The sequence below is a fragment of the Pseudomonas japonica genome, from assembly GCF_013522925.1.
In the GTDB taxonomy this organism is placed as follows: domain Bacteria; phylum Pseudomonadota; class Gammaproteobacteria; order Pseudomonadales; family Pseudomonadaceae; genus Aquipseudomonas; species Aquipseudomonas japonica_A.
Window position 1 is genome coordinate 269,778 of sequence record NZ_JAAMQU010000001.1, and the last position, 20,772, is coordinate 290,549.

Sequence of the window (20,772 nt, forward strand, 5' to 3'; positions counted from 1 at the left end):
ACGCAACCTGGCATTCCGCCTGCTTACCTGGCCGCTTTGCCACTGACGTTAGAGTGCCCCTTGCGCCACCTTCGCCAATGCTGGTAGATCCCCGCCAAGCCCCAGCGCATGCCGCACGAAGGCTGCCTTGGCGTCGGGCAGGCCCTGTACCAGCGACAACCCGGTATTGCGCAACCAGCGCACGGGTAGCGGGTTGGCCTGGAAAAGCCGTTCGAAGCCTTCCATTGCCGCCATCAGGGCCAGGTTGTGCGGCATTCGCCGACGCTCGTAACGGCTGAGCACACGCTCGTCGGCCAGGCGCTCGCCTCGCTGCCGCGCGCGTAGCAGCTCTTCGGCGAGCACGGCGGCATCCAGCAGCCCGAGGTTCACGCCCTGGCCTGCCAAGGGATGGATGGTGTGCGCGGCATCCCCTATCAGGGCCAGCCCGGGCTCTACATAGCGCCGGGCGTGGCGCTGACGCAACGGGATGCACAACCGCGAATCGGCATGCAGCACTTGACCCAGGCGGTGCTCAAACCGGGCACTCAGCGCCGCGCAGAACGCCTGAGTATCGAGCGCCATCAAGCGACGGGCTTCTTCGGGCGTGGTCGACCACACAATGGAAGACCAATGCTCGCCGGTGTTGCCCTGCAACGGCAGGAAAGCCAGCGGGCCGTCGTCACCGAAGCGCTGCCAGGCGGTTGCGCGATGGCCAAGCTCGGTTCTCACGCTGGTCACGATGGCGTGATGAAGGTAGTCCCACTCACGCGTGGCACTGCCGGCCAGCCGGCGGATGGCGGAGTTGGCGCCGTCGGCGGCGATCACCAGTGGGGTGCGCACCTGGGAGCCGTCGGCCAGGCTGAGCAGGCGGTCATCGCCGGAGTGCCGCATCTGCTCGACCCTGGCACCGCCAAGCAAATGGACGTCCCGCTGCTGCAAGGCTTCGAGCAGCGCATCCTGTACAACGTTGTTCTCCACGATATGGCCCAGCACTTGTGCGTGCACGTTCGCAGCGCTGAAATGCACCGCGCCCGTGCCGCTGCCGTCCCACACATCCATATCGGTATACGGGCTTACCCGCCGGGCACACATGGCGCTCCATACGCCCAGACGCTCGAATATCCGCTGGCTGGCCGCTGACAGCGCACTCACCCGTGGCTCGAAGGGCGAGCCCGGGTCGAAGGGCTGCGGCATAAGATTGCCGCCATCGATGATCATGACCTTGAGGCCGCTGCCTGCCAGCGCGAGCGCCAGCGTGCTGCCAACCATCCCGGCGCCGACGATGGCTACATCTGCTGTAGTTTCCATGAGGTTGCTGCCTTTGCCGGAACCTGTCGCATTCATCGGGTGCTTCCTACGCCCGTACCCATGCCCATCGCCTGCCGGGCGAACCACTGGCGCGCAGGCGGCAGCAGATCCAGCCCGAGCAAGCCAAGGTTGCGGCCATGAGCTACCCAGCGGCCTGGCTGGGAAAACAGGCGGGTGACCTGGTCGGAGAAGCCTATGGTCCATTGCTGGTCACGCTGCTGGGCGGCAAGGTAACCCTGCAAAGCTGCCAACTCGCCGGGCGGGGCATCACTGCCCGCCAGCGCCTGGGCCAACGCTTGCACATCCCGTAATGAAAGGTTGAACCCCTGGCCGGCGATCGGGTGCAGGCTGTGGGCTGCGTTCCCTAGCACAACCAGGTTACGGCGCACTTGCTCACGGGCCTCGGCCAGCGCCAAGGGGTAGAGGCTGCGTGCGCCAACCTGGGTAAGCGTACCCAGGCGATAGCCGAAGCTTTGTTGCAGCTGAGCAAGAAAGGCCGCGTCCGCAAGTGCCTGCAAGCGCTTGGCATCGGCAGGCTTGCGGGTCCACACCAAGGCGCAGCGATTATCCGGCAGCGGCAGCAACGCCAGCGGGCCATCATCCGTAAAGCGTTCGAACGCCTGGCCGTTATGCGGCTCGTTAAAGCTGACGTTGGCAATCAGCGCGGTCTGGTCGTACTCGCGCACCTTCACCTCGACGCCCAACTGATCACGCAGGCCTGAACGGCCGCCGTCGGCAAGCACGGCCAGAGAGCAGGTGAGCTGGGTTTCGTCGGCAAGCGTAAGGCGATAGCCGTTGGGCTCGGCACGCAAGGCGGTTACTTCGGCAGGGCAACGCCAGCTGACGCGCTCCGGGTCCAGGGCGGCCCACAGGCACTGGCCGAGCCAGGCATTTTCTACCACGTAGCCCAGGGCCGGGACGCCCGCTTCGGCGGCCTCCAGCGTAGTGGCACCGAAGCGCCCACGGTCTGACACATGGATGTTGCGAATGGGCTCGGCGTGTCGGGCTATTGCCTCCCAGACACCCAGGTGCTCGTAAATAAGCCGGGTGCCGTACGACAGGGCCGAGCTTCGCGCGTCATAGCTGGGTTGATAGCCGTTGCCTGGCGCGAAGGGCTCCACGAGTGTGATCTTCCAGCCCCGCTCCCGCGCAAGCGGCTGCAAAGCCAACGCGAGGCTCGCCCCCACCAGCCCGCCACCAATGATTGCTATATCGGCGTGGGTCATGAATACGCCGCCCGCGCGGCCGCCATCAGTGCTTCAACTTCGTCGATGGCCTTGGGTACACCGCTAGTAAGAATTTCACAGCCTGTGCGCGTTACCACCACGTCGTCCTCGATGCGCACACCAATGCCCCGCCATTTTTTCGGGACCTGGTCATTGTGCGGCGATATGTAGATGCCAGGCTCGACCGTGAGTGCCATGCCCGGCTCGAGCACGCGCCACTCCCCGCCCACCTTGTACTCACCCACATCGTGTACATCCAGCCCCAGCCAATGGCCGGCGCGGTGCATATAAAACCCTCGATGCGCTTCGGCCGCGATCAACTCGTCGACATCGCCCACCAGCAAGCCCAGCCGTACCAGGCCTTCGGTAATCACCCGTACCGTGGCTTCGTGCGCGCGGTTCCAGTGCTTGCCTGGTGCGATCTCGGCGAACGCCGCCTGCTGGGCCTGCAGCACGATCTCGTAGATGGCCCGTTGCTCGGGCGAGAAGGTGCCGCTGACCGGGAAGGTGCGCGTAATGTCGCTGGCGTAGCAGTCGATCTCGCAGCCGGCGTCGATCAGTACCAGGTCGCCATCGCGAAGCAGGGCGTTGTTGTCCTGATAATGCAATATGCAGGTGTTGCGCCCGGCCGCGACGATAGAACCATAGGCCGGCATCCGTGCGCCTCCCCGGCGAAACTCGTAGTCCAGCTCGGCCTCGAGGCTGTACTCATGAAGCCCGGGGCGCGCGGCCTGCATCGCACGCACATGGGCGCGGGCGGAGATGGCCGCAGCTTCTCGCATCACCTTTATCTCGGCCGCCGACTTGTACAGGCGCATGTCATGAAGCAGGTGGTCCAGCGCCACGAATTCCTTGGGCGGCTGCGCGCCGAGGTTGGCCTTGGAGCGGATCTGATTCACCCATTCCATGAGATGGCGATCGAATTCCGGGTGGCTGCCCATCGCGGTGTACACGCGGTCGCGGCCTTCGATCAAGCCGGGAAGGATGTCGTCGATGTCGTTGATCGGGAAGGCGTCATCCGCGCCATAATCGCGAATTGCCCCTTCCTGGCCCGCCCTCAACCCGTCCCAGAGCTCCCTGAGTGGGTCGCGCTCCCGGCAAAAGAGCACGTATTCACCGTGCTCTCTTCCGGGGATAAGCGCGATGACCGCTTCCGGCTCGCCGAAACCACTGAGGTATTGGAAGTCACTGTCCTGGCGGTAGATATGCTCCACGTCGCGGTTGCGGATGGTCACCGCGGCTGCCGGCAGGATAGCGATGCTGTTCGGAACCATCTCGGCCATCAGGGCCTTGCGCCGGCGGGCATATTCAGCCTTGGGAATCTGGACCATGCGGCAAGGCTCCTCGGCGATCAGTGCAGGGATGGCTTGGGCGTTGGCGCGGCCGGTTTCGCGAACTCCGAGTAAAGGAGCAAGGGCGCGACACGCAGGTATTCCATCACTTCCATATAATCGGTTTCGCCGTCTTCGGATTCCTCGAGCGCGTCTTGAACCTGAGCGATAGCGGCGAGGTCCTGCAACACCTCCTGCGCGTCTTCACTAAGCTTTTTGCCACCTCCGGCCAGGCCGAAGCCGGTGAGAAAACCCTGGCACCACTGGCCTAGCGCGGCGGCACGCTCGGCCAGGGGCAGTTCGTCCCCAGGCACCAGCAACACCACGGTGACGTCATCGCCGGTGAGCTCGGTCTTGACCATTTCCTGCAGGCCGATCAGCGCCTGCCGAACGGTCCCGTCAGCGGGCGCGCCGAGTACTTCGATAGCGTCGTCCAGCCACGCGTCGACATCAAAACCTACGCCGGCGCAGCTACGCCCCAGCAGCAGGCCTTGCAATTCGGCGGGAGAGACAGGGTACCCGTTGTCGGCGAGCAATTTGGCGAAGGCAGCGTACGGGGAACTAGTGTTGGGCATGGGCAGCTAGGCGCCGGGCGGCGCAATGTCTAGAATGAAGGCTTCGTATCCTACACCGGCAGGTACGCCAAGACCATCGACGCAACCGCCGGCCCGCGCTGTGGTCTGCTTTCGTTCACACCGCCCCATTACCAGGACATCGTAACCGCCCACCCATGGAACAGAACGACCTGCAAGCGCTGATGGGCAAGATCGAACTTCTGATCGAACGCGTCGAGCACCTCAATCGGCAAAATGCCCTCCTTCACGCCCATGAACGTACCTGGCGCGAGGAGCGAGCCCACTTGATCGAGAAAAACGAAGTCGCCCGCCGCAAGGTCGAGTCGATGATTTCGCGCCTCAAGGCCCTGGAGCAAGACTCATGAATTCGAGCAACAGCGTTACCGTGCATATCCTGGACAAGGAGTACTCGATCATGTGCCCGCCCGAAGAGCGCGGCAACCTGATCAGCGCGGCGCGCTACCTGGACGGCAAGATGCGTGAAATCCGCACGGGCGGTAAAGTGATCGGTGCCGACCGGATCGCAGTAATGGCCGCGCTGAACATCACCCATGACCTGCTGCATCGCAAGGAAACCAGCGAAGCGCAGCCCAGCGGTGCTACCCGCGAACAGGTACGCGACCTGCTGGAACGGGTGGATCTGGCACTTGCCACTAGTCAGGTCGCGCCCAGGGGCTGATCCAGGCATATGGTTTGGGGTATACTCGAGCCCGCTCCCTGGAGTGCGCGCCAGTCGGTCATGTCCCTGAGCCGATACGCACAACCACGGAAGTTGCACGTTGGGGCTGGTGTGCATGTCCGCTCGACGGAAAGCCTGAAAGCCTCCTGCAATCTCCACCTTGAACTTTCGGGTTCAAGGGCTACACCGACAGCGGTTCGTCGGGGAGCGCCTTTTTTCGCCCTGCCTTCAGGGCACCCCAGGCTCCCTTGCCATCCGCGGAGCCTGCCAGCATGATCGAAGCCTCCTCCCTTACACGCAACCAGCTGCGCAAACGCCTGCGTGACGCGCGCAACGCACTTGCGCCTGCTCAGCGCCGCGCCGCCGCGCGTGGGCTGTATCGCCAGCTCAGCCACCACCCGGTGTTCCGGCGGGCACGCAGCGTTGCCCTGTACCTGCCCAACGATGGCGAGATCGACCCGCGCCCTTTGCTGCGTAGCGCTCAACGGCGAGGCAAACACACTTACCTTCCGGTGCTTAGCCCATGGCCGCGCACGCATATGGTTTTCCAGCGCGTGCGGCCTGGAGAACGCTTGCGCGCCAACCGTTTCGGTATTGCCGAGCCCATGCGCTGCCCTCGGCGGCAGCGGCGGATCTGGGCGCTGGACCTGGTGCTGCTGCCGCTGGTGGGCTTCGATGAACAAGGCGGGCGGCTGGGGATGGGCGGCGGCTTCTACGACCGCAGCCTGGCGTACCGGGCAAGGAGGGTTACCTGGCGAAAGCCGACCTTGCTGGGGCTGGCGCATGAATGCCAGAAAGTGGACCGGCTGCAACAAGCCAGCTGGGACGTGCCCTTGCAGGGAACCGTGACGGATAACGCCTGGTATGTTGCCGCAAAGGCCCAGGAATGACGCAGGGGGGAGCTTAACGCAGAGGTACGGCGTAGGCTGCTTCGACAGGTTCGCTTGCCTTGCGCTCCCAGAAGCTCTGGGCATAACCGGTGGTGACTACACCAATGCCAAACAGAAAAACGAGAACCCACAGCAAGTCCGGTTTACGCCGCATCGTTGGCCCTCCTGAAGGCATTGTAGCGTGAGCGATAGTGGCCCAAGGCCCCGCTTGGCGGGACCCTGGGTTAAAATTTGCGCGCATTCTCCGACAGCTTCCGGTCACATGCAAACGCTGATTTCAACCGGCTGTCGGGATAATCCAGCGTGTAACATTTCCCTGCTATCGCACCCTGAAAAAGGACCGCTTCCCATGGCCTACTGGCTGATGAAATCCGAGCCGGACGAGCTCTCCATCCAAGGCCTCGATCGCCTGGGCCCGACGCGCTGGGACGGCGTGCGCAACTATCAGGCCCGCAATTTCATTCGCGACATGCGGCCCGGGGACCAGTTCTTCTTCTACCACTCTAGCTGCCCTGAGCCCGGTATCGCGGGCATCGCTCGCATCGACACCGCGCCCTACCCCGACCCCACCGCCCTGGACAGTGAAAGCCACTACCACGACCCCAAAGCAACCGAAGACAAAAACCCCTGGCTATCGGTCGACGTCAGTTGCGCGCGAGTGTTCCCCAAAGTGCTCAGCCTGGGGCTACTCAAGCAGCAAGCCGCGCTTGAGGAACTGGCCCTGGTGAAAAAAGGCAGCCGGCTTTCGGTGATGCCCGTGACCGAGGCGCAATGGGCGGCGGTGCTGGGGCTGGTGTGACTAAAGCCCTCTGCAATCCCTGACCGAAGCCTCTGAGGATGCGCCTCGCCAGGCTTCCATGGGGCTGACCGTATCCTTGAATAGCCTGTACTCAGTTTTTGCGGCCGCCGATACTTAAGTTTAACTTACAACCTTGAGGCGGGCCTTGATTGCCCTGCGCTTGCAGAATATTTTTATACCAAGCATGGAATACTTAATAACCCCTGTAGCAATACCTTAAATTGGCTTTGCTAAGTAGCCACACTCCTTTGTCGGAAAATCCCTACGCGTCACGCCTAATAATCCTACGGACTAAAGCCTACCCACCTGATTTACCACAGCTTCGCACCAGGCAAAACTTACTGCATGCCAACCAGGAGAAGCAGGCATGCAAAACAACCCTAATGAAAGCTATTATGACGAAAATGGTACGTTGACCCTGGCGGTTACCCAAGTTTGGGATATAGAGCCTGAGCCAACACTTGCGGAAGAACCGCAAACCCACACGTGGCTCGGGCCGATAAATCCGGGCGCACACATAGGATCTGCATTTGATCCAGATATATACTTGCGCCCCCCTCCCGCTTCAGCCGTCCTGGATACAGAAAGCCATCCTGGGCTAACAGCTCAGGAAAAAATAACGAAGATAGCCACGGGCGAGCTTCTGAAGCTGCGAGCCGCTTTAGATGCGGAGCTGGAGAAGATCCCAACTCGGCTAACGACGCAAATCAATAAACTGATTGAAAGCAACCCTCGAATAGGGACGGCTACTGCCATTCAAGAGGCAGCTACTGAAATCGAAATAATAGACAGAATGCTCATAAGCACCCTCCAGATGCAAGAATACTTTGCCAAAGGCGGAAACTATGAGGGTTTGCCGGCTTCTTCGATAACAGGGCAGGCATTTGCGAGCAGTTTGGAAGAAAGCGGAGATATCAACAATTCTACGGCCAGTGCGCGCAGGTTGACGGATTTGAAAGCAGCGGTAGGGTATGGAAACCTTGCAGAGAGAATGCGCGCCGAGGTCACCTTGCTTCGGCAAAAGCGGGCGGAAGCCGAAGCTCGCTTGAATGCGCTAACAGCCCCTGCTGATACGCTAGATCCATCCGCGCTTTTTTCCCAGCTAACCGAACTCAAACAACGCGCTCTTGGGGTAGTAGAAGATCAGCCGGGCTTTATAGCGGACCGTATCAAGTCCTACTTCGCGACAGCTGATGAGACCTCGCCTGATGACGCCATCAATGCGATAGTTCGGGCCGTCGATCGAGCGCATGAGGAATACTATGTTCCTGAGGACGAGGACGTTAGCTTCTACAAGCTCAATCGAGTGCGACTGAGCAAACCGGACCTAGCGAAACTTTATGACCAAATTAAAACCGGCGGCAGTTTCCTGTTTGACCCTGAGCGAAATCTCAAGGACGAAGCCGCCCGCTATCTCACAGAAGCAAAGACGCAGTTATTAGCCATAAAACACGTTGCCCAAGCCAAAGGCGAGCAACTTACTACAATTCGCGCCGCTGAAGCCGCACGTGCGGCCGAGATTGCAAATATTACAGCTCAGCTCGAGGCCGAACGGCAGCGACAGATAGCCGAGGAAGAGCTGCAGGCCCGGCACCACGAGTAAGCGATGAATGCCGCCGCAGCTCAGGAGGCGCGCCGGATAGCAGATCTTGCAAAGCTTAAGACATTCCTGGAACAACCCGGATCAATGGTTGTCGGGGTCCCGTCAACCAACGTTCCGATATTCATTTCCTCCGTAAGAACTCTTGCGCTTTCAGAGTTCGCCGCAGCAAGCCTGGCAACTGCAATCGCAGAAGCCATAGAGCAGCTTGCAGCTGGCGCTATGACGGTAGGGCTTTCACTCCTTCGCGGCGTGGCAGTCGGATTCTTAGCGCTACTATGGCCTTCATCACTTGCGCCGAGCGAACGTCGCAGTGCGCTAAGCGTACCATTGGCAACTCTTCCGGGCATTGAGCCTCAGACGATCGCTGCTGCAAAGCATAACGACATCGTAACGATGCCATACGCAATTAACCTTCGACCCTCGGATACGGGTACGCAGGTTAGCGTAATTCAAGGCAGCTTAGAGCGCCCTTTACAGGGTGTCATTGTCGATGCAGCGTTGCAGCCGGTGAATGGTCGATATGAAGCAGTGGTCTCCTCTCCTCCGCGCTTTATTACTATTACGCCCACTATCCCGCCAGGCATGCAGCCTTCATCGACAGAGTTGCCCGCGACGCATCAGCCAACCACCACGAACAATGAGTTTCCGCTGAAGATTTTCGATCCAAAGTTGCAGGGTACTCCCGCACTTGAAGCTTTGGAAACGGAAGCATATATCGTAAGGTTTCCCGCCGAATCAGGCATAGCCCCCATATACTTGGCGGTACAAAAGCCACCGGTTGAGGCGCTGGAGGTTGGGGAGTATGCTGAGCTCAGTCGACGAAGTGTTAAGGATGGGTTGGATATAGATCACATACCTTCTCGAAAGGCATTAGAATATGCCCTTCGCATGAAGCACAGAGGAATGAGCGACGCAAGGTTGCGCTATATATCGGATCGAGGCGTGGGAATTGCAATACCCCAACACGTGCATCGTAAATTCAGCGAAACGTCAGGAGCGCGAAACACGAGGGATAAGCAGCATATAGACGGCAGCGATCTCAGAAAAGCTGTTGAGAGCAACTTTTTAGCTCTTGTTCCTGGTTTAAAGGGAGAGGGCCACAGCAGCGAATCACTGCAAGTCGCACTTCAACAACTTCATGCTGAGAATATAAAGCGGGGATTCTACAAATGAAAAAATCAACCTTGGAATCGTTGATCGAAAAAATGGGGGAGCCGCTCGATTCTCCCCTTGAGGGTGTTGATCTAAATTCGCTGAGGAAGGAAAAATCAGGTGTCGAATCCGAAACATACTATAAAAATCCAGAACCCGGCCTTGAGCTTTCCTTCCTTGAAAACAGCAACATACTAAGTTCCATAAGCCTAACCTTGACTGCGCTAATACCGGATGAGCCTATTTACGTTAGCGAGCTACCGTTATCGCTTCGAAAAGATATGAAGCGTGATGACGTCATAGCTGAGTTGGGTCATCCTCTAGAATCAGGGCAGCCTGATGACATCCCTATTCTAGGCCCAAGCGGAGGATGGGACACATTCCCCTATCCAGGAAATGATCAAATAAAAATTATCGCAGGCTACCTGCCGGGCCTCGAAGTAGAAACTTTCAGGTTTACGAAAGGCCAACATATCTAATAGGTTAAGCAAGGCATCCGGTTCTGGCCCAGAGCACAGCCACTCTGGGCCAGTCTTTCTTTATGAATTGGTGAGAAAATCGTTCTGATTATCCTGCAAAAAAACTCGTCACCTCGTAGTCTTACGCCGCGCCAGAATTTCATGATGGGCTTCTCGAGAGTCTTCACAAAGCCAATATCGACAAAGGACTTTATGAATGAACGCCAACCACTTATCCGATCTCCTCTCAAAGCTTGGCAACAAAGAACAATCAAACCTTTTTGATCTAGTACATCAGCCGCTTACCCGCGAAAAAGCTTACGAAGATTCAAGAAAATATTTTTATAGCTTAGAGCCTGGCTTAGAGGCAGTACTTCTGGAAGGTGAGGAGATATTTTGCTCATTGGACTTCACTCTTAACCCTATATTGCCCGAGATTTTGTCTTATAAAGGCGACCTTCCTCTGTCGGTCGATTCACGCATGATCCGTGATGAGATTATTGGAATATTGGGAAATCCGATCGAATCCGCACCACCTCGCGCAATTCCTATCCTAGGCGCCAGCGGGGGTTGGGATAAATTTCAAATAACTTCTTTGCCACAGGCTTATGCGATCGTGGGTTATATGCCTGACTTCCAAATCAGTAGCCTTCGTCTTGCGATAGAACAAGACGCCTAGGCGTATGTAGACTGCACCGCCGCTGATATTAGCGGCGGATGCAATCATCGCTGCGCCGTTATTTTTGTACGCAGCCTTTAGCGTAATGCTACCGCGACAGCTCCATCAACATCCGGGTCAGCAGATAAACCCGCGGCACCAGGCTTTCCACTTCCGCGTATTCCTCGGGCGTGTGGATATTGCCCCCTACAATGCCGAAGCCATCGAGGGTGGGTACGCCCACGGCCGCGGCGAGGCTGGCATCTGCTGCGCCCCCGGTGCCTTCTACCGTGAGTGTGCGCCCCAGCTCGCCGTAGATACCTTGCGCCATGGCCACCAGCTTATCGCTGGCAGGCGTTTGCGGCATGGGTGGCAACCCGCGCTCCAGGCGCGTGGTGACCTGTGTATCGGCGATGAGCCGGGTGCTGGCGACCCGGGCAAGGTCTTTCTCCACCCGGTCGAACTCTTCTGGCACCGCGGCGCGTACATCGGCCTTTGCCACGGCGTGGTCGGGGATCACGTTGATTCGATCGCCTGCGTTGATGACGGTGAAGTTGACCGTGGTTTTCTTCTCCGGGTCGCCCAATTGGCCCAGCTGCAGAATCTGATGCGCGGCTTCCATGGCGGCGTTGCGCCCCAGTTCAGGCGCGACGCCGGCGTGGGAGGCCTTGCCGGTCACTTCGACCACTGCGGTGGCGCTGCCCTTGCGCCACACCACCAGGCCATCCGCAGGCCGCCCGGGCTCAAGGTTAAGGGTGACATCGTGTTCCTTGGCGATCTTCTGGATCAGTGCGCTTGCCGCCTCCGACCCGGTCTCCTCGCTGGCGTCGAGCAGCAGCGTGACTTGGCCATAGTCCTTGAAATTCATGTCCTTCAGGATTTTCAGTGCCTGAAGCGCGACCACGATGCCGCCTTTGTCGTCCATTACGCCCGGGCCATAGGCGCGGCCGTCTTTGATATGAAAAGGCCTTGCGGCGGCGGATCCTTCCTTGAACACGGTGTCCATGTGGGCCAACAGCAGGATTTTCGCCTTGCCACTGCCCTTGAGCGTAGCAACCACATGCTGGCTTTTGTCCGGCGCGGTGTTGGGTACCGTTTCGATACTCGCACCCAAGGCCTTCAGCTCGGCGGACACGAGCGTACGTACCTGGGTCAGGCCTGGCTCATAGCCCGAGCCGGAGTCTATATTCACCAGCTTTTCGAGCAACTTCAGGGCAGGGCCCTTCAACTGTTCGGCCTTGCCCTGCACGGTTGTATCTACCGCAGCCTGCACGGGTAGCATCGCCATGGACACGGCCAAGGCCAGCCCGGTAGCCAGCAAGCGAGAGGGTTGCAGCCAAACCATGGGTAACTCCTTGAATTGAAATGTATATCAACTGTAGTTGGTCTGGCGTAAAGCGCACGTACGGCTGTTCCGGCCGGAGCGCTGATCAATAATCGACCAAATGCATCAATTCAATGGGCATGGATTCCAACAAAAGCCGTATGATGGCCACCTGATATTACATCAGCTCGCTTGGCCTACGAGGGCCGGTCATGTCCGACTTCCACCGTACTCATCCTTTCCGCATTTACCGCCTTCTGTTGCTGGTCATATTCACCGTGATCGGTTTGTCCATCTTGTGGGAGTTCAAGCTGGAGCGTTGGGTACTGCCTCTGCTTGGCTTGCCCTACGACGGCAGTTTTGAAAATGGTGAGCGGTGGCGCTTCGTGCTCACTTCCACAGGGTTTTCGCTGCTTTCCCTGATCCTCCCTACCCTTGTTCTCAGGCGGTTGATCCGAAATACACGGATCAGCTATTGGCGCTTGCAGAAGATGCAATCCCAGGCCGAGACACTGGCGAAACATGATGCGCTCAGCGGTTTGTTCAATCGCCGGGTGTTCATGGCGCTGCTCGGGGAACGGCTTGCACAGGTGCAGCCAGCGGTGGTGATGCTGATCGACCTGGATCATTTCAAAGCCATCAATGACCAGCACGGCCATACCGCTGGGGACCAGGTATTGATCAAGGTAGCCGGTCACCTGGACGAGGTTGCCCGCGCGCACGGCGGTGTTGCCGCACGCCTGGGTGGGGACGAGTTCTGCCTCTTGTTGACGGAAAAGAAAGAAGAGCACGAACTTCGAACGATCGCCGACGCCATCATCCAGGGCATCGCACATTGTGGGCCGGACTCCCTGGCGTTTTCTCGCTTCGGGGCCACCCTCGGCATCGCACGCTCATGGCTGGATGCTCACGACGCATCGACGCTGCTGCACTACGCAGACGTTGCCATGTACAAAGGCAAGGACAGCGGGCGTTCGACGTATCACTTCTACAGCACGGATTTCGAGCGCCAGCGCCTCGCGCAGTTCGACAGCGACCTCACCCTCAAGCGGGCGGTCGAGCAGGAAGAAATCGTCCCGTACTTTCAACCTATCGTTGCGTTTCCCAGCCAGGAAGTAGTGGGCTTCGAAATACTGGCGCGCTGGATCAGGCCCGATGCAAGCATCGTGATGCCCACGGACTTCATCCCGGCGCTTGAGCGGTTGGGGCTTGTGCCGGCGATGACGCGTTCGTTGATCAGGCAAGCCTGCAAGGCCGCAAGGGGGTGGGATGACAACCTGCGCCTTTCCCTGAACGTGACACCTGGGATGATCACTGATGAGCTGTTCCCTGACCGGCTACTGGAACAGTTACGCCAGGAAAACTTCCCCTGCGAGCGTTTCGAGGTGGAGATCACCGAGGAAGCCCTCGTAGGAAACCTTCAGGCCGCCCAGAAAAACCTGAACCGCCTCCATGAGCACGGCATCACCGTGGCCCTGGATGACTTCGGAACAGGTTATTCCGGGCTTTATCACCTGACCCGCTTGTCCATCGACAAGATCAAGATAGACCGCTCTTTCTTCGAGTCGGGCGACGAGGATCATCTCCCTGTGGTGGAAGCCATCCTGGGGATGGCCCGTAGCTTGAAGATGAAAGTGACGGCGGAAGGGATTGAAGATTTTCACTCCCCCGATCTGCCGTCATGGCTGGCCAGCAACGGCTGCGATTTCGCGCAGGGTTACCTTTACGGCCACCCGCGCTCCAGCACTGATATCAATTCAGCGGTTCATGGCGACGAAGTGCGCAGTGGCCTAGGAACCCTCGACCAGGTGGTGATTTAAGCCAATAGCGCGGCTTACTGCACGATCAGGTTGTTGAACAGCAAGTCTTCTACCACCGGCTTGCCCTCTTCAGCATTGATTACCTGCTGGGTTTGCTTCAGGGCTTCCTGGCGCAGGGCCTCTTTGGCTTCGCCCGAGCTCATGGCATCCTGGCTCTGCTGATTGAACAGCTGCACCAGTTGGTTGCGAATCAAAGGCTCATGGTGTTTCACCGCGGCCACGGCCTCTTCGCCGGTGACCTTCAGGGCGATATCGGCCTTGTACACGTGCAGGCGCGGGCCTCCGTCCATGGCGTAGTTACCAACCAAAGGCGGGCTCAGCGAGTAGTAGACCACCTTTGGCGGCCCTTCTTTAGATTCACCGCCTTCGTTCGCCTGGACGGCGAAGGGAATGCAAGCGGCCAGCAATACAGCGATCCAGGGTTTCACAGCATCAATTCCTCGTTCAATACGCGGCGGGGCGCAGCGGTTATAGGCGGCTATCAGGCGTCACCATCATCGTTGCCCGGCCGGGGGGCTTGCCTACACTTATCGGCCATTACCCGGAAAGGAATAGCCCATGAAAGCGTTATTGTGCAAAGCCTTCGGCCCGGCGCAAAGCCTGGTTATCGAAGAGGTGGCCCCGCTGCAGCCCAAGCGTAACGAGGTAGTGGTGCAGGTGCACAGCGCCAGCGTGAACTTCCCGGATACGCTGATCATCGAGGGCAAATATCAGTTCAAGCCGCCTTTTCCGTTCTCCCCGGGTGGCGAGGCCGCCGGGGTGGTGGGCGCGGTAGGCGAAGGGGTCACCGCGCTACGGGAAGGCGACCGGGTGATGGCGCTTACGGGGTGGGGGAGTTTCGCTGAACAAGTCGCGGCACCCGCCTATAACGTGCTGCCGATGCCCGAGAGCATGCCGTTCGACGAGGCCGCCGCATTCCCCATGACCTATGGCACCTCGATGCATGCGCTCAAGCAGCGTGGCGACCTGAAGGCCGGAGAAACGTTGCTGGTATTGGGCGCGGCAGGCGGTGTCGGGCTGGCTGCGGTGGAAATCGGCAAAGCCATGGGCGCTCGGGTAATTGCCGCCGCCAGTAGCCCCGCCAAGTTGGAAGCGGCCAAGGCTGCCGGTGCTGATGAGGTAATCGATTACAGCGGCGGCGACTTGAAAGAGCAGGTGATGAAACTTACGGCCAACCAGGGCGCGGATGTGATTTACGATCCGGTGGGCGGCGATGCGTTCGACGCGGCCATCCGCTGCGTGGCCTGGAACGGCCGCCTGCTGGTGATAGGCTTCGCCAGTGGCCGTATTCCCCAGTTACCCGCCAACCTTGCGTTGCTTAAAGGGGCGGCAGTGGTGGGCGTATTCTGGGGTGCCTTCGCGCAACGCCAGCCCCATGACAACGCCGCAAACTTTCGTCAGCTGTTCAGTTGGTATGAAGAAGGCAAGTTGCGCCCGCACATCTCCAATCGCTATAGCCTCGAGCAAGCGCCCCAAGCCATTAAGGCACTGGCGGATCGCCAGGCCATCGGCAAACTGGTGGTTCAGGTCCGCTAAGGCGCCTGCACCAGTTCAGGCGCAATGGCGCTGGCCGGGGTAAGCGTCATTTCCAGCCAGCGCTTGAACCGGGCTTCCAGGTTTCGGTCTGGCATGGCGTGGGAACGCAGCGCTGCGATGGTCTGCTCTACATAATCCCGGCAACTGCCCGAGCGGCCGCACGCGCTGGCCAACACTTGTACGAGCAGGTCATCCGGAAGGTTGCCGGCATACGTAGGCAAATGCCGCTCCAGCACAAAGCCCAGCGCCTGCACCTTGGTTCCATCGTCCAGCCGGCAGGTAAGCCAATGCGGCCGATAGGACGGGTAAGGCATCTCTCGCTTCCAAAGGGCCATGAGCGATGCTTCAAGATGGTCTTCATGCAAACGGTAGGCGAACCCGGTACAGGAGCCGCCCCGGTCCAGCCCGAAGACCAGCCCTGGTTTCTGCGGCGTGCCACGATGCTCCTGGGACCACAGGTAAAGCCCACGATGGTACCCATGCACCCGCGCGCGGCGGCGCTCCACGCTGTTGCACTCGGGGCGCCAGATCAGCGAGCCATAAGCGAACAACCACACGGGCCCGCCCGCATGCTGGCTCATGGTCGATGCCAATGAGCAGGCGAGCTCTTCATCACTCAACTGCGGAGTATTGAGCACAGGCGGGTACGCAACCCGACAGGAGGGGGCAGGTTCGATTGCCGACATGTAGGAACCCCGGATGTTACAAAAATGCTTCCGTGGCCACTCTAACCGAAGCCAGAACGGCCGGGGCTACCGGTTATCGCAAGGGCTCAAGGCCGGGGCGCATACGCAAACACATCGGCGCGCATCTGGTGAGGGTCCATGCCGGCTTCCACCAGGGCATCGAGGGTGGCATACACCATGGCCGGTGAACCGCTGGCGTACACGTGCGCTGAAGAAAGATCGGCAATGTCCTCGCGGACGGCTTCATGCAACAGGCCGCAACGCCCTTCCCATCCACAGAGGTCACTCACCACCTTGTGAAGATAGAGGTTGGGCAGGCGCAGCCATTCATCCCAGTGCTCGATCTCATAAAAGTCGCTCGGCTGGCGTACGCCCCAGTAAAGGTGCACGGGATGTGCGAAGCCCTGGGCCCGGCAATGTTCGATCAGGCTGTGCATCTGCGCCATACCCGTTCCGGCAGCGATCAGTACCAGAGGGCAATCGGGCAGCTCGGCCAGATGAGCATCGCCATAGGGCAGTTCCACCCGGGCCAGGCCGTCTCGCCGAAGTTGGGCCAGCAGGTTGAGCGCGCTGTCTTCACGCCCCAGGATGTGCATTTCCAGCTCGCGACCACTGTGGGGTGCCGATGCCAGGGAAAACGCAGCCTTGTCAGTGCCGTCCCGCTCGATCAGCAGGTACTGGCCCGCATGGTAGCGGGGCGGCTTGCCAGCGGGCGCACGCAACCGCACCCGCCACACATCGCCGCCCACGTCAGCGCACTCAGTCACCTGGCAGGCAAAGCTGCGCACAGGGAGCTCACCGCGCGAAAGCACGCCATCCCACAGCAGCACACAATCTTCCAGCGGCTGCGCAATGCAGGTATAGAGCTCGCCATGGTCCCGTTCCTGCCCCTCCTGGCGCACCCGCCCTTCGACCAGCAAGGCGGTGCACACGTGGCAATTGCCGTTACGGCAACTGTGCGGGCAGTCATAACCCAGGCGCCGGGCGGCATCGAGGATGTTCTCGCCCGGCTGCACTTCAAGTACTGCGCCAGAAGGTTGCAAGGTTACGCGCATCAGTCTATTCCCAGCTGGTTCCAGAGTTCGTCCACGCGGCGAGTAATGGCCGGGTCCCGTTCGATCACCCTGCCCCACTCGCGGGTCGTTTCGCCGGGCCACTTGTTGGTGGCATCCAGCCCCATCTTCGAGCCAAGCCCGGACACCGGCGAGGCGAAGTCCAGATAGTCGATGGGCGTGTTGTCGATCATTACCGTGTCCCGCTTGGGGTCCATGCGGGTAGTTACAGCCCAGATCACATCGTTCCAGTCCCTGGCATTGATGTCGTCATCGGTGACGATCACGAACTTCGTGTACATGAACTGCCGCAGGAAGGACCACACGCCCAACATCACCCGCTTGGCGTGGCCGGGGTACTGTTTCTTGATGGTCACCACGGCCATGCGGTACGAACAACCTTCCGGCGGCAGGTAGAAATCAACGATTTCAGGAAACTGCTTCTGCAGGATCGGCACGAACACTTCGTTTAAGGCAACGCCGAGGATCGCGGGTTCATCCGGTGGCCGGCCGGTGTAGGTGCTGTGGTAGATAGGCCGGGTGCGATGTGTGATGCGCTCTACGGTGAACACCGGGAAGCGGTCCACTTCGTTGTAATAGCCCGTGTGATCGCCATAGGGGCCTTCATCGGCCAGTTCGCCGGGATGGATCACCCCTTCCAGCACGATCTCGGCACTGGCCGGCACTTGCAAGCCATTGCCCCGGCACTTCACAAGTTCGGTGCGGTGGCCGCGCAACAGCCCGGCGAAGGCGTATTCGGACAGGCTGTCCGGCACCGGGGTGACCGCGCCGAGGATCGTTGCAGGGTCTGCGCCCAGGGCGACCGCCACCGGGAAAGGCTCGCCAGGGTGTTTGTCGCACCACTCGCGGTAATCCAGCGCGCCGCCGCGGTGGCTGAGCCAACGCATGATGACCTTGTTGCGGCCAATCACCTGCTGGCGGTAGATGCCCAGGTTCTGGCGCTCCTTGTTCGGCCCGCGGGTAACGGTAAGGCCCCAGGTAATCAAAGGGGCCACATCGCCTGGCCAGCAGTGCTGGATCGGCAACCGTGCAAGGTCGACGTCATCGCCCTCCAGCACCACCTCCTGGCACGGAGCATCCTTGAGCACCTTGGGCGCCATGGAGATGATTTTCTTGAAGATCGGCAGCTTGGACCAGGCATCCCTGAGGCCCTTGGGCGGCTCTGGCTCTTTAAGGAACGCCAGCAGCTTGCCGATTTCCCGCAGCTCGCTCACATCTTCCGCACCCATGCCCAGGGCCACGCGGCCAGGTGTGCCGAACAGGTTGCCCAGCACTGGCATGTCAAACCCTACCGGGTTCTCGAACAGCAGCGCGGGGCCCTGCTTGCGCAGGGTGCGGTCGCAGATTTCGGTCATTTCCAGTACCGGAGAAACCGGTACGGCGATGCGTTTCAATTCTCCGCGCCGCTCTAGTTGCTGCACGAAGTCTCGGAGATCCTTGAATTCCATCGGCCAGTCACACTTCCAAAGAGACGCCTAGCTTACCCGCCCCACGGCGGGCGCGGATAAAAAAACGGCGCCCGAAGGCGCCGTGATTTGCGAAGCGCGATTACTTGCGCTTCATCGACAAGAAGAACTCATCGTTGGTCTTGGTCTGCTTGAGCTTATCGATCAGGAACTCGATGGCGGCGATTTCATCCATCGGGTGCAGCAGCTTGCGCAGAATCCACATGCGCTGCAGCTCGTCGTCGGCGGTCAGCAACTCTTCGCGGCGGGTGCCGGAACGGTTGATGTTGATGGCCGGGAAGACGCGCTTTTCCGCGATACGGCGGTCCAGCGGCAGCTCCATGTTGCCGGTACCCTTGAATTCCTCGTAGATGACTTCGTCCATCTTCGAGCCGGTTTCGACCAGGGCGGTGGCGATGATGGTCAACGAGCCGCCTTCTTCGATGTTACGGGCCGCGCCGAAGAAACGCTTTGGTTTCTCGAGGGCGTGGGCATCCACACCACCGGTAAGCACCTTGCCGGAGCTCGGGATCACGGTGTTGTAGGCGCGTGCCAGGCGGGTGATGGAGTCCAGGAGGATCACCACGTCCTTCTTGTGCTCGACCAGGCGCTTGGCCTTCTCGATCACCATCTCGGCCACTTGCACGTGGCGGGTTGGCGGCTCGTCGAAGGTAGAGGCGACCACTTCGCCGCGCACGGTGCGCTGCATCTCGGTCACTTCTTCCGGGCGCTCGTCGATCAGCAGAACGATCAGGTGGCACTCAGGGTTGTTGCGGGTGATGTTCGCGGCGATGTTCTGCAGCATGATGGTCTTGCCCGCTTTCGGCGGAGCGACGATCAGGCCGCGCTGGCCCTTGCCGATGGGCGCGCACAGGTCGATGACACGACCGGTGAGGTCCTCGGTGGAGCCGTTGCCGGCCTCCATCTTCAGGCGCTTGTTGGGGAACAGCGGCGTGAGGTTCTCGAAAAGAATCTTGTTCTTCGCGTTTTCCGGCCGGTCGAAGTTGATGGTGTCGACTTTCAGCAGGGCGAAGTAGCGCTCGCCTTCCTTCGGAGGGCGGATCTTGCCAACGATGGTGTCGCCCGTCCGCAGGTTGAAGCGGCGGATCTGGCTTGGGGACACGTAGATATCGTCAGGGCCGGCCAGGTAGGAAGCATCGGCGGAGCGAAGGAAGCCGAAACCGTCCTGGAGGATCTCCAGCACACCGTCACCGGAAATCTCCTCACCGCTTTTCGCGTGCTTCTTAAGCAGGGAGAAAATCACATCCTGCTTGCGCGAGCGGGCCATGTTTTCGATGCCCATCTGTTCGGCCATTTCGAGCAGGTCGGTGATCGGCTTTTGCTTGAGTTCAGTCAGATTCATAGAGGGAATGACGTGTTCTGTATGGAGGGAATAAGCATTGGGCTTAGAGAGGCCGCGCCGGGAGAGAGGCGATAGGATCGCGCACAAATTCGAATTGGAATGCGTCGGCGACGACTTGCAGGGGGCACCGGAGAGACCAGTGCGAGGCCGAATTTAACACCTGAGCACAGGGCCGTCTAGTCGATAAAAAGAAAAAACCCCGCTAAATGCGGGGCTTTGTACAGCTGACGCCAAATTCAGATGTTTGCGTCAAGGAATGCCTGAAGCTGCGACTTGGACAGTGCACCAACCTTGGTCGCTTCCACGTTGCCGTTCTTGAACAGCATCAAGGTAGGGATACCACGCACGCCGTGCTTGGCGGGAGTTTCCTGGTTCTCGTCGATGTTCAGCTTGGCGATGGTGACCTTGCCCTCGTAAGTAGCGGCAATTTCGTCCAGTACTGGCGCGATCATCTTGCACGGGCCGCACCATTCAGCCCAGTAATCCACCAGCACCGGGCCTTGGGCCTTCAGTACATCGGCTTCAAAGGATGCATCGCTTACGTGTTTGATCTTGTCGCTGCTCATGAATATCTCCTGGTCACGACCTTGAAATTGCGCCCATCATAGCCTTCCCCGTTTGTAACCGAAAGCTTGAGGCGATTGAGTCTAGCTATAGTGTTACACCATTTCTCATATGACCCGAAGCATCTGGGAAAATGCACCGCCATTGCTCACTCTGCAGCTGCAAGTGCAAGGCGGGCACCATTGCAGAGCCGCCCGATGGAAAATCAGTGCGGCAACCCGTCACGTGCCTGCGTGTTTTCGGGACTGAAGTATCCAGCTGCTGGCTGGCATGCGCTGTGCAACCGTTGCTCTGTCCTCGCCT

The 20,772-nt window shown here is 59.6% G+C and carries 22 protein-coding genes and 1 other RNA gene; 11 read left to right on the top strand and 12 right to left on the bottom strand.

The features are described from left to right. Positions 1-48 precede the first annotated feature (48 nt). The 4 genes from G7016_RS01250 to G7016_RS01265 are packed head-to-tail and all read right to left on the bottom strand — an operon-like array spanning position 49 to position 4,419. Complete coding sequence (locus G7016_RS01250; RefSeq protein ID WP_181111014.1) at positions 49-1,287, bottom strand: 2-octaprenyl-3-methyl-6-methoxy-1,4-benzoquinol hydroxylase; 1,239 nt, start codon at positions 1,285-1,287, stop codon at positions 49-51. 32 nt (positions 1,288-1,319) lie between these two features. Beyond that, entirely contained in the window at positions 1,320-2,513 is a 1,194-nt protein-coding gene (gene ubiH, locus G7016_RS01255) for a 2-octaprenyl-6-methoxyphenyl hydroxylase (protein WP_181111015.1), read from the bottom strand. Next, positions 2,510-3,844: a Xaa-Pro aminopeptidase gene (gene pepP / locus G7016_RS01260; RefSeq protein WP_181111016.1), complete on the bottom strand. Its 1,335-nt coding sequence runs from the start codon at positions 3,842-3,844 to the stop codon at positions 2,510-2,512. Before pepP ends, ubiH begins: the two co-directional genes overlap by 4 nt. Positions 3,845-3,864: 20 nt before the next feature. Continuing rightward, a complete protein-coding gene (locus G7016_RS01265) occupies positions 3,865-4,419 on the bottom strand; it encodes a YecA/YgfB family protein (protein ID WP_181111017.1) in 555 nt (184 codons plus the stop codon). Between the two features lie 155 nt (positions 4,420-4,574). On the opposite strand from G7016_RS01265, the gene G7016_RS01270 reads away from it, so the two are divergent. The 4 genes from G7016_RS01270 (at position 4,575) to G7016_RS01285 (ending at position 5,988) form a co-directional block, all read left to right on the top strand. Then, positions 4,575-4,784, top strand: coding sequence for a TIGR02449 family protein (locus G7016_RS01270; RefSeq protein WP_181111018.1), 210 nt, complete (start codon positions 4,575-4,577; stop codon positions 4,782-4,784). Next, a complete protein-coding gene (locus G7016_RS01275) occupies positions 4,781-5,098 on the top strand; it encodes a cell division protein ZapA (protein WP_181111019.1) in 318 nt (105 codons plus the stop codon). Before G7016_RS01270 ends, G7016_RS01275 begins: the two co-directional genes overlap by 4 nt. A gap of 32 nt (positions 5,099-5,130) precedes the next feature. Beyond that, positions 5,131-5,309, top strand: a non-coding RNA gene (ssrS, locus tag G7016_RS01280) — 6S RNA. A 61-nt stretch (positions 5,310-5,370) separates the two neighbouring features. Further along, positions 5,371-5,988, top strand: coding sequence for a 5-formyltetrahydrofolate cyclo-ligase (locus G7016_RS01285; protein ID WP_181111020.1), 618 nt, complete (start codon positions 5,371-5,373; stop codon positions 5,986-5,988). Positions 5,989-6,001: 13 nt separating this feature from the next. Here G7016_RS01285 and G7016_RS01290 read toward each other — a convergent pair whose 3' ends face one another. Next, on the bottom strand, positions 6,002-6,142 hold the full coding sequence (locus G7016_RS01290) for a hypothetical protein (RefSeq protein ID WP_181111021.1): 141 nt from the start codon (positions 6,140-6,142) through the stop codon (positions 6,002-6,004). A gap of 195 nt (positions 6,143-6,337) precedes the next feature. Here G7016_RS01290 and G7016_RS01295 point away from each other — a divergent pair, with 195 nt between their 5' ends. The 5 genes from G7016_RS01295 to G7016_RS01315 all read left to right on the top strand — a co-directional run bounded on the left by G7016_RS01295 (position 6,338) and on the right by G7016_RS01315 (position 10,679). Then, on the top strand, positions 6,338-6,787 hold the full coding sequence (locus G7016_RS01295) for an EVE domain-containing protein (protein ID WP_181111022.1): 450 nt from the start codon (positions 6,338-6,340) through the stop codon (positions 6,785-6,787). Between the two features lie 367 nt (positions 6,788-7,154). Beyond that, entirely contained in the window at positions 7,155-8,390 is a 1,236-nt protein-coding gene (locus G7016_RS01300; RefSeq protein WP_181111023.1) for a hypothetical protein, read from the top strand. Positions 8,391-8,393: 3 nt separating this feature from the next. Beyond that, positions 8,394-9,563, top strand: coding sequence for an S-type pyocin domain-containing protein (locus G7016_RS01305; protein WP_181111024.1), 1,170 nt, complete (start codon positions 8,394-8,396; stop codon positions 9,561-9,563). After that, entirely contained in the window at positions 9,560-10,021 is a 462-nt protein-coding gene (locus tag G7016_RS01310) for a DUF6392 family protein (protein WP_181111025.1), read from the top strand. Before G7016_RS01305 ends, G7016_RS01310 begins: the two co-directional genes overlap by 4 nt. Before the next feature lie 196 nt (positions 10,022-10,217). Beyond that, the gene (locus G7016_RS01315; protein WP_181111026.1) at positions 10,218-10,679 is read left to right on the top strand and encodes a hypothetical protein; all 462 of its coding nucleotides are present in this window, start codon (positions 10,218-10,220) and stop codon (positions 10,677-10,679) included. 88 nt (positions 10,680-10,767) lie between these two features. On the opposite strand, the gene G7016_RS01320 is transcribed toward G7016_RS01315, so the two are convergent. Beyond that, positions 10,768-12,003 (bottom strand): M20/M25/M40 family metallo-hydrolase, encoded by a 1,236-nt coding sequence (locus tag G7016_RS01320; protein WP_181111027.1) that lies wholly within the window; start codon positions 12,001-12,003, stop codon positions 10,768-10,770. Positions 12,004-12,194: 191 nt separating this feature from the next. Between G7016_RS01320 and G7016_RS01325 the strand changes: the two genes are divergently transcribed. Next, complete coding sequence (locus G7016_RS01325) at positions 12,195-13,802, top strand: putative bifunctional diguanylate cyclase/phosphodiesterase (RefSeq protein WP_181111028.1); 1,608 nt, start codon at positions 12,195-12,197, stop codon at positions 13,800-13,802. A 14-nt stretch (positions 13,803-13,816) separates the two neighbouring features. Here G7016_RS01325 and G7016_RS01330 read toward each other — a convergent pair whose 3' ends face one another. Next, a complete protein-coding gene (locus tag G7016_RS01330) occupies positions 13,817-14,230 on the bottom strand; it encodes a flagellar basal body-associated protein FliL (protein ID WP_181111029.1) in 414 nt (137 codons plus the stop codon). Between the two features lie 130 nt (positions 14,231-14,360). Here G7016_RS01330 and G7016_RS01335 point away from each other — a divergent pair, with 130 nt between their 5' ends. Continuing rightward, positions 14,361-15,338 carry an NADPH:quinone oxidoreductase family protein gene (locus G7016_RS01335; RefSeq protein ID WP_181111030.1) on the top strand — a complete coding sequence of 326 codons (978 nt, stop codon included), beginning with the start codon at positions 14,361-14,363 and terminating at the stop codon, positions 15,336-15,338. On the opposite strand, the gene G7016_RS01340 is transcribed toward G7016_RS01335, so the two are convergent. The 5 genes from G7016_RS01340 to trxA all read right to left on the bottom strand — a co-directional run bounded on the left by G7016_RS01340 (position 15,335) and on the right by trxA (position 20,471). Further along, positions 15,335-16,024, bottom strand: a complete 690-nt coding sequence (locus G7016_RS01340; protein WP_181111031.1) for a gamma-glutamylcyclotransferase — start codon at positions 16,022-16,024, stop codon at positions 15,335-15,337. The two genes, G7016_RS01335 and G7016_RS01340, sit on opposite strands and share 4 nt — an antisense overlap. Before the next feature lie 86 nt (positions 16,025-16,110). Then, positions 16,111-17,079, bottom strand: a complete 969-nt coding sequence (locus G7016_RS01345) for a CDP-6-deoxy-delta-3,4-glucoseen reductase (protein ID WP_181111032.1) — start codon at positions 17,077-17,079, stop codon at positions 16,111-16,113. Then, entirely contained in the window at positions 17,079-18,545 is a 1,467-nt protein-coding gene (gene ubiD, locus G7016_RS01350) for a 4-hydroxy-3-polyprenylbenzoate decarboxylase (protein ID WP_181111033.1), read from the bottom strand. Before ubiD ends, G7016_RS01345 begins: the two co-directional genes overlap by 1 nt. A gap of 100 nt (positions 18,546-18,645) precedes the next feature. Then, on the bottom strand, positions 18,646-19,905 hold the full coding sequence (rho, locus tag G7016_RS01355) for a transcription termination factor Rho (protein WP_181111034.1): 1,260 nt from the start codon (positions 19,903-19,905) through the stop codon (positions 18,646-18,648). Between the two features lie 236 nt (positions 19,906-20,141). Then, the gene (trxA, locus tag G7016_RS01360) at positions 20,142-20,471 is read right to left on the bottom strand and encodes a thioredoxin TrxA (RefSeq protein ID WP_181111035.1); all 330 of its coding nucleotides are present in this window, start codon (positions 20,469-20,471) and stop codon (positions 20,142-20,144) included. Positions 20,472-20,772: the final 301 nt, after the last annotated feature.

Bases quoted from the DNA above. Each gene is read 5' to 3' on its own strand.
- G7016_RS01250 (WP_181111014.1), bottom strand. From the start codon at position 1,287: ATGGAAACTACAGCAGATGTAGCCATCGTCGGCGCCGGGATGGTTGGC.
- ubiH (WP_181111015.1), bottom strand. From the start codon at position 2,513: ATGACCCACGCCGATATAGCAATCATTGGTGGCGGGCTGGTGGGGGCG.
- pepP (WP_181111016.1), bottom strand. From the start codon at position 3,844: ATGGTCCAGATTCCCAAGGCTGAATATGCCCGCCGGCGCAAGGCCCTG.
- G7016_RS01265 (WP_181111017.1), bottom strand. From the start codon at position 4,419: ATGCCCAACACTAGTTCCCCGTACGCTGCCTTCGCCAAATTGCTCGCC.
- G7016_RS01270 (WP_181111018.1), top strand. From the start codon at position 4,575: ATGGAACAGAACGACCTGCAAGCGCTGATGGGCAAGATCGAACTTCTG.
- G7016_RS01275 (WP_181111019.1), top strand. From the start codon at position 4,781: ATGAATTCGAGCAACAGCGTTACCGTGCATATCCTGGACAAGGAGTAC.
- G7016_RS01285 (WP_181111020.1), top strand. From the start codon at position 5,371: ATGATCGAAGCCTCCTCCCTTACACGCAACCAGCTGCGCAAACGCCTG.
- G7016_RS01290 (WP_181111021.1), bottom strand. From the start codon at position 6,142: ATGCGGCGTAAACCGGACTTGCTGTGGGTTCTCGTTTTTCTGTTTGGC.
- G7016_RS01295 (WP_181111022.1), top strand. From the start codon at position 6,338: ATGGCCTACTGGCTGATGAAATCCGAGCCGGACGAGCTCTCCATCCAA.
- G7016_RS01300 (WP_181111023.1), top strand. From the start codon at position 7,155: ATGCAAAACAACCCTAATGAAAGCTATTATGACGAAAATGGTACGTTG.
- G7016_RS01305 (WP_181111024.1), top strand. From the start codon at position 8,394: ATGAATGCCGCCGCAGCTCAGGAGGCGCGCCGGATAGCAGATCTTGCA.
- G7016_RS01310 (WP_181111025.1), top strand. From the start codon at position 9,560: ATGAAAAAATCAACCTTGGAATCGTTGATCGAAAAAATGGGGGAGCCG.
- G7016_RS01315 (WP_181111026.1), top strand. From the start codon at position 10,218: ATGAACGCCAACCACTTATCCGATCTCCTCTCAAAGCTTGGCAACAAA.
- G7016_RS01320 (WP_181111027.1), bottom strand. From the start codon at position 12,003: ATGGTTTGGCTGCAACCCTCTCGCTTGCTGGCTACCGGGCTGGCCTTG.
- G7016_RS01325 (WP_181111028.1), top strand. From the start codon at position 12,195: ATGTCCGACTTCCACCGTACTCATCCTTTCCGCATTTACCGCCTTCTG.
- G7016_RS01335 (WP_181111030.1), top strand. From the start codon at position 14,361: ATGAAAGCGTTATTGTGCAAAGCCTTCGGCCCGGCGCAAAGCCTGGTT.
- G7016_RS01340 (WP_181111031.1), bottom strand. From the start codon at position 16,024: ATGTCGGCAATCGAACCTGCCCCCTCCTGTCGGGTTGCGTACCCGCCT.
- G7016_RS01345 (WP_181111032.1), bottom strand. From the start codon at position 17,079: ATGCGCGTAACCTTGCAACCTTCTGGCGCAGTACTTGAAGTGCAGCCG.
- ubiD (WP_181111033.1), bottom strand. From the start codon at position 18,545: ATGGAATTCAAGGATCTCCGAGACTTCGTGCAGCAACTAGAGCGGCGC.
- rho (WP_181111034.1), bottom strand. From the start codon at position 19,905: ATGAATCTGACTGAACTCAAGCAAAAGCCGATCACCGACCTGCTCGAA.
- trxA (WP_181111035.1), bottom strand. From the start codon at position 20,471: ATGAGCAGCGACAAGATCAAACACGTAAGCGATGCATCCTTTGAAGCC.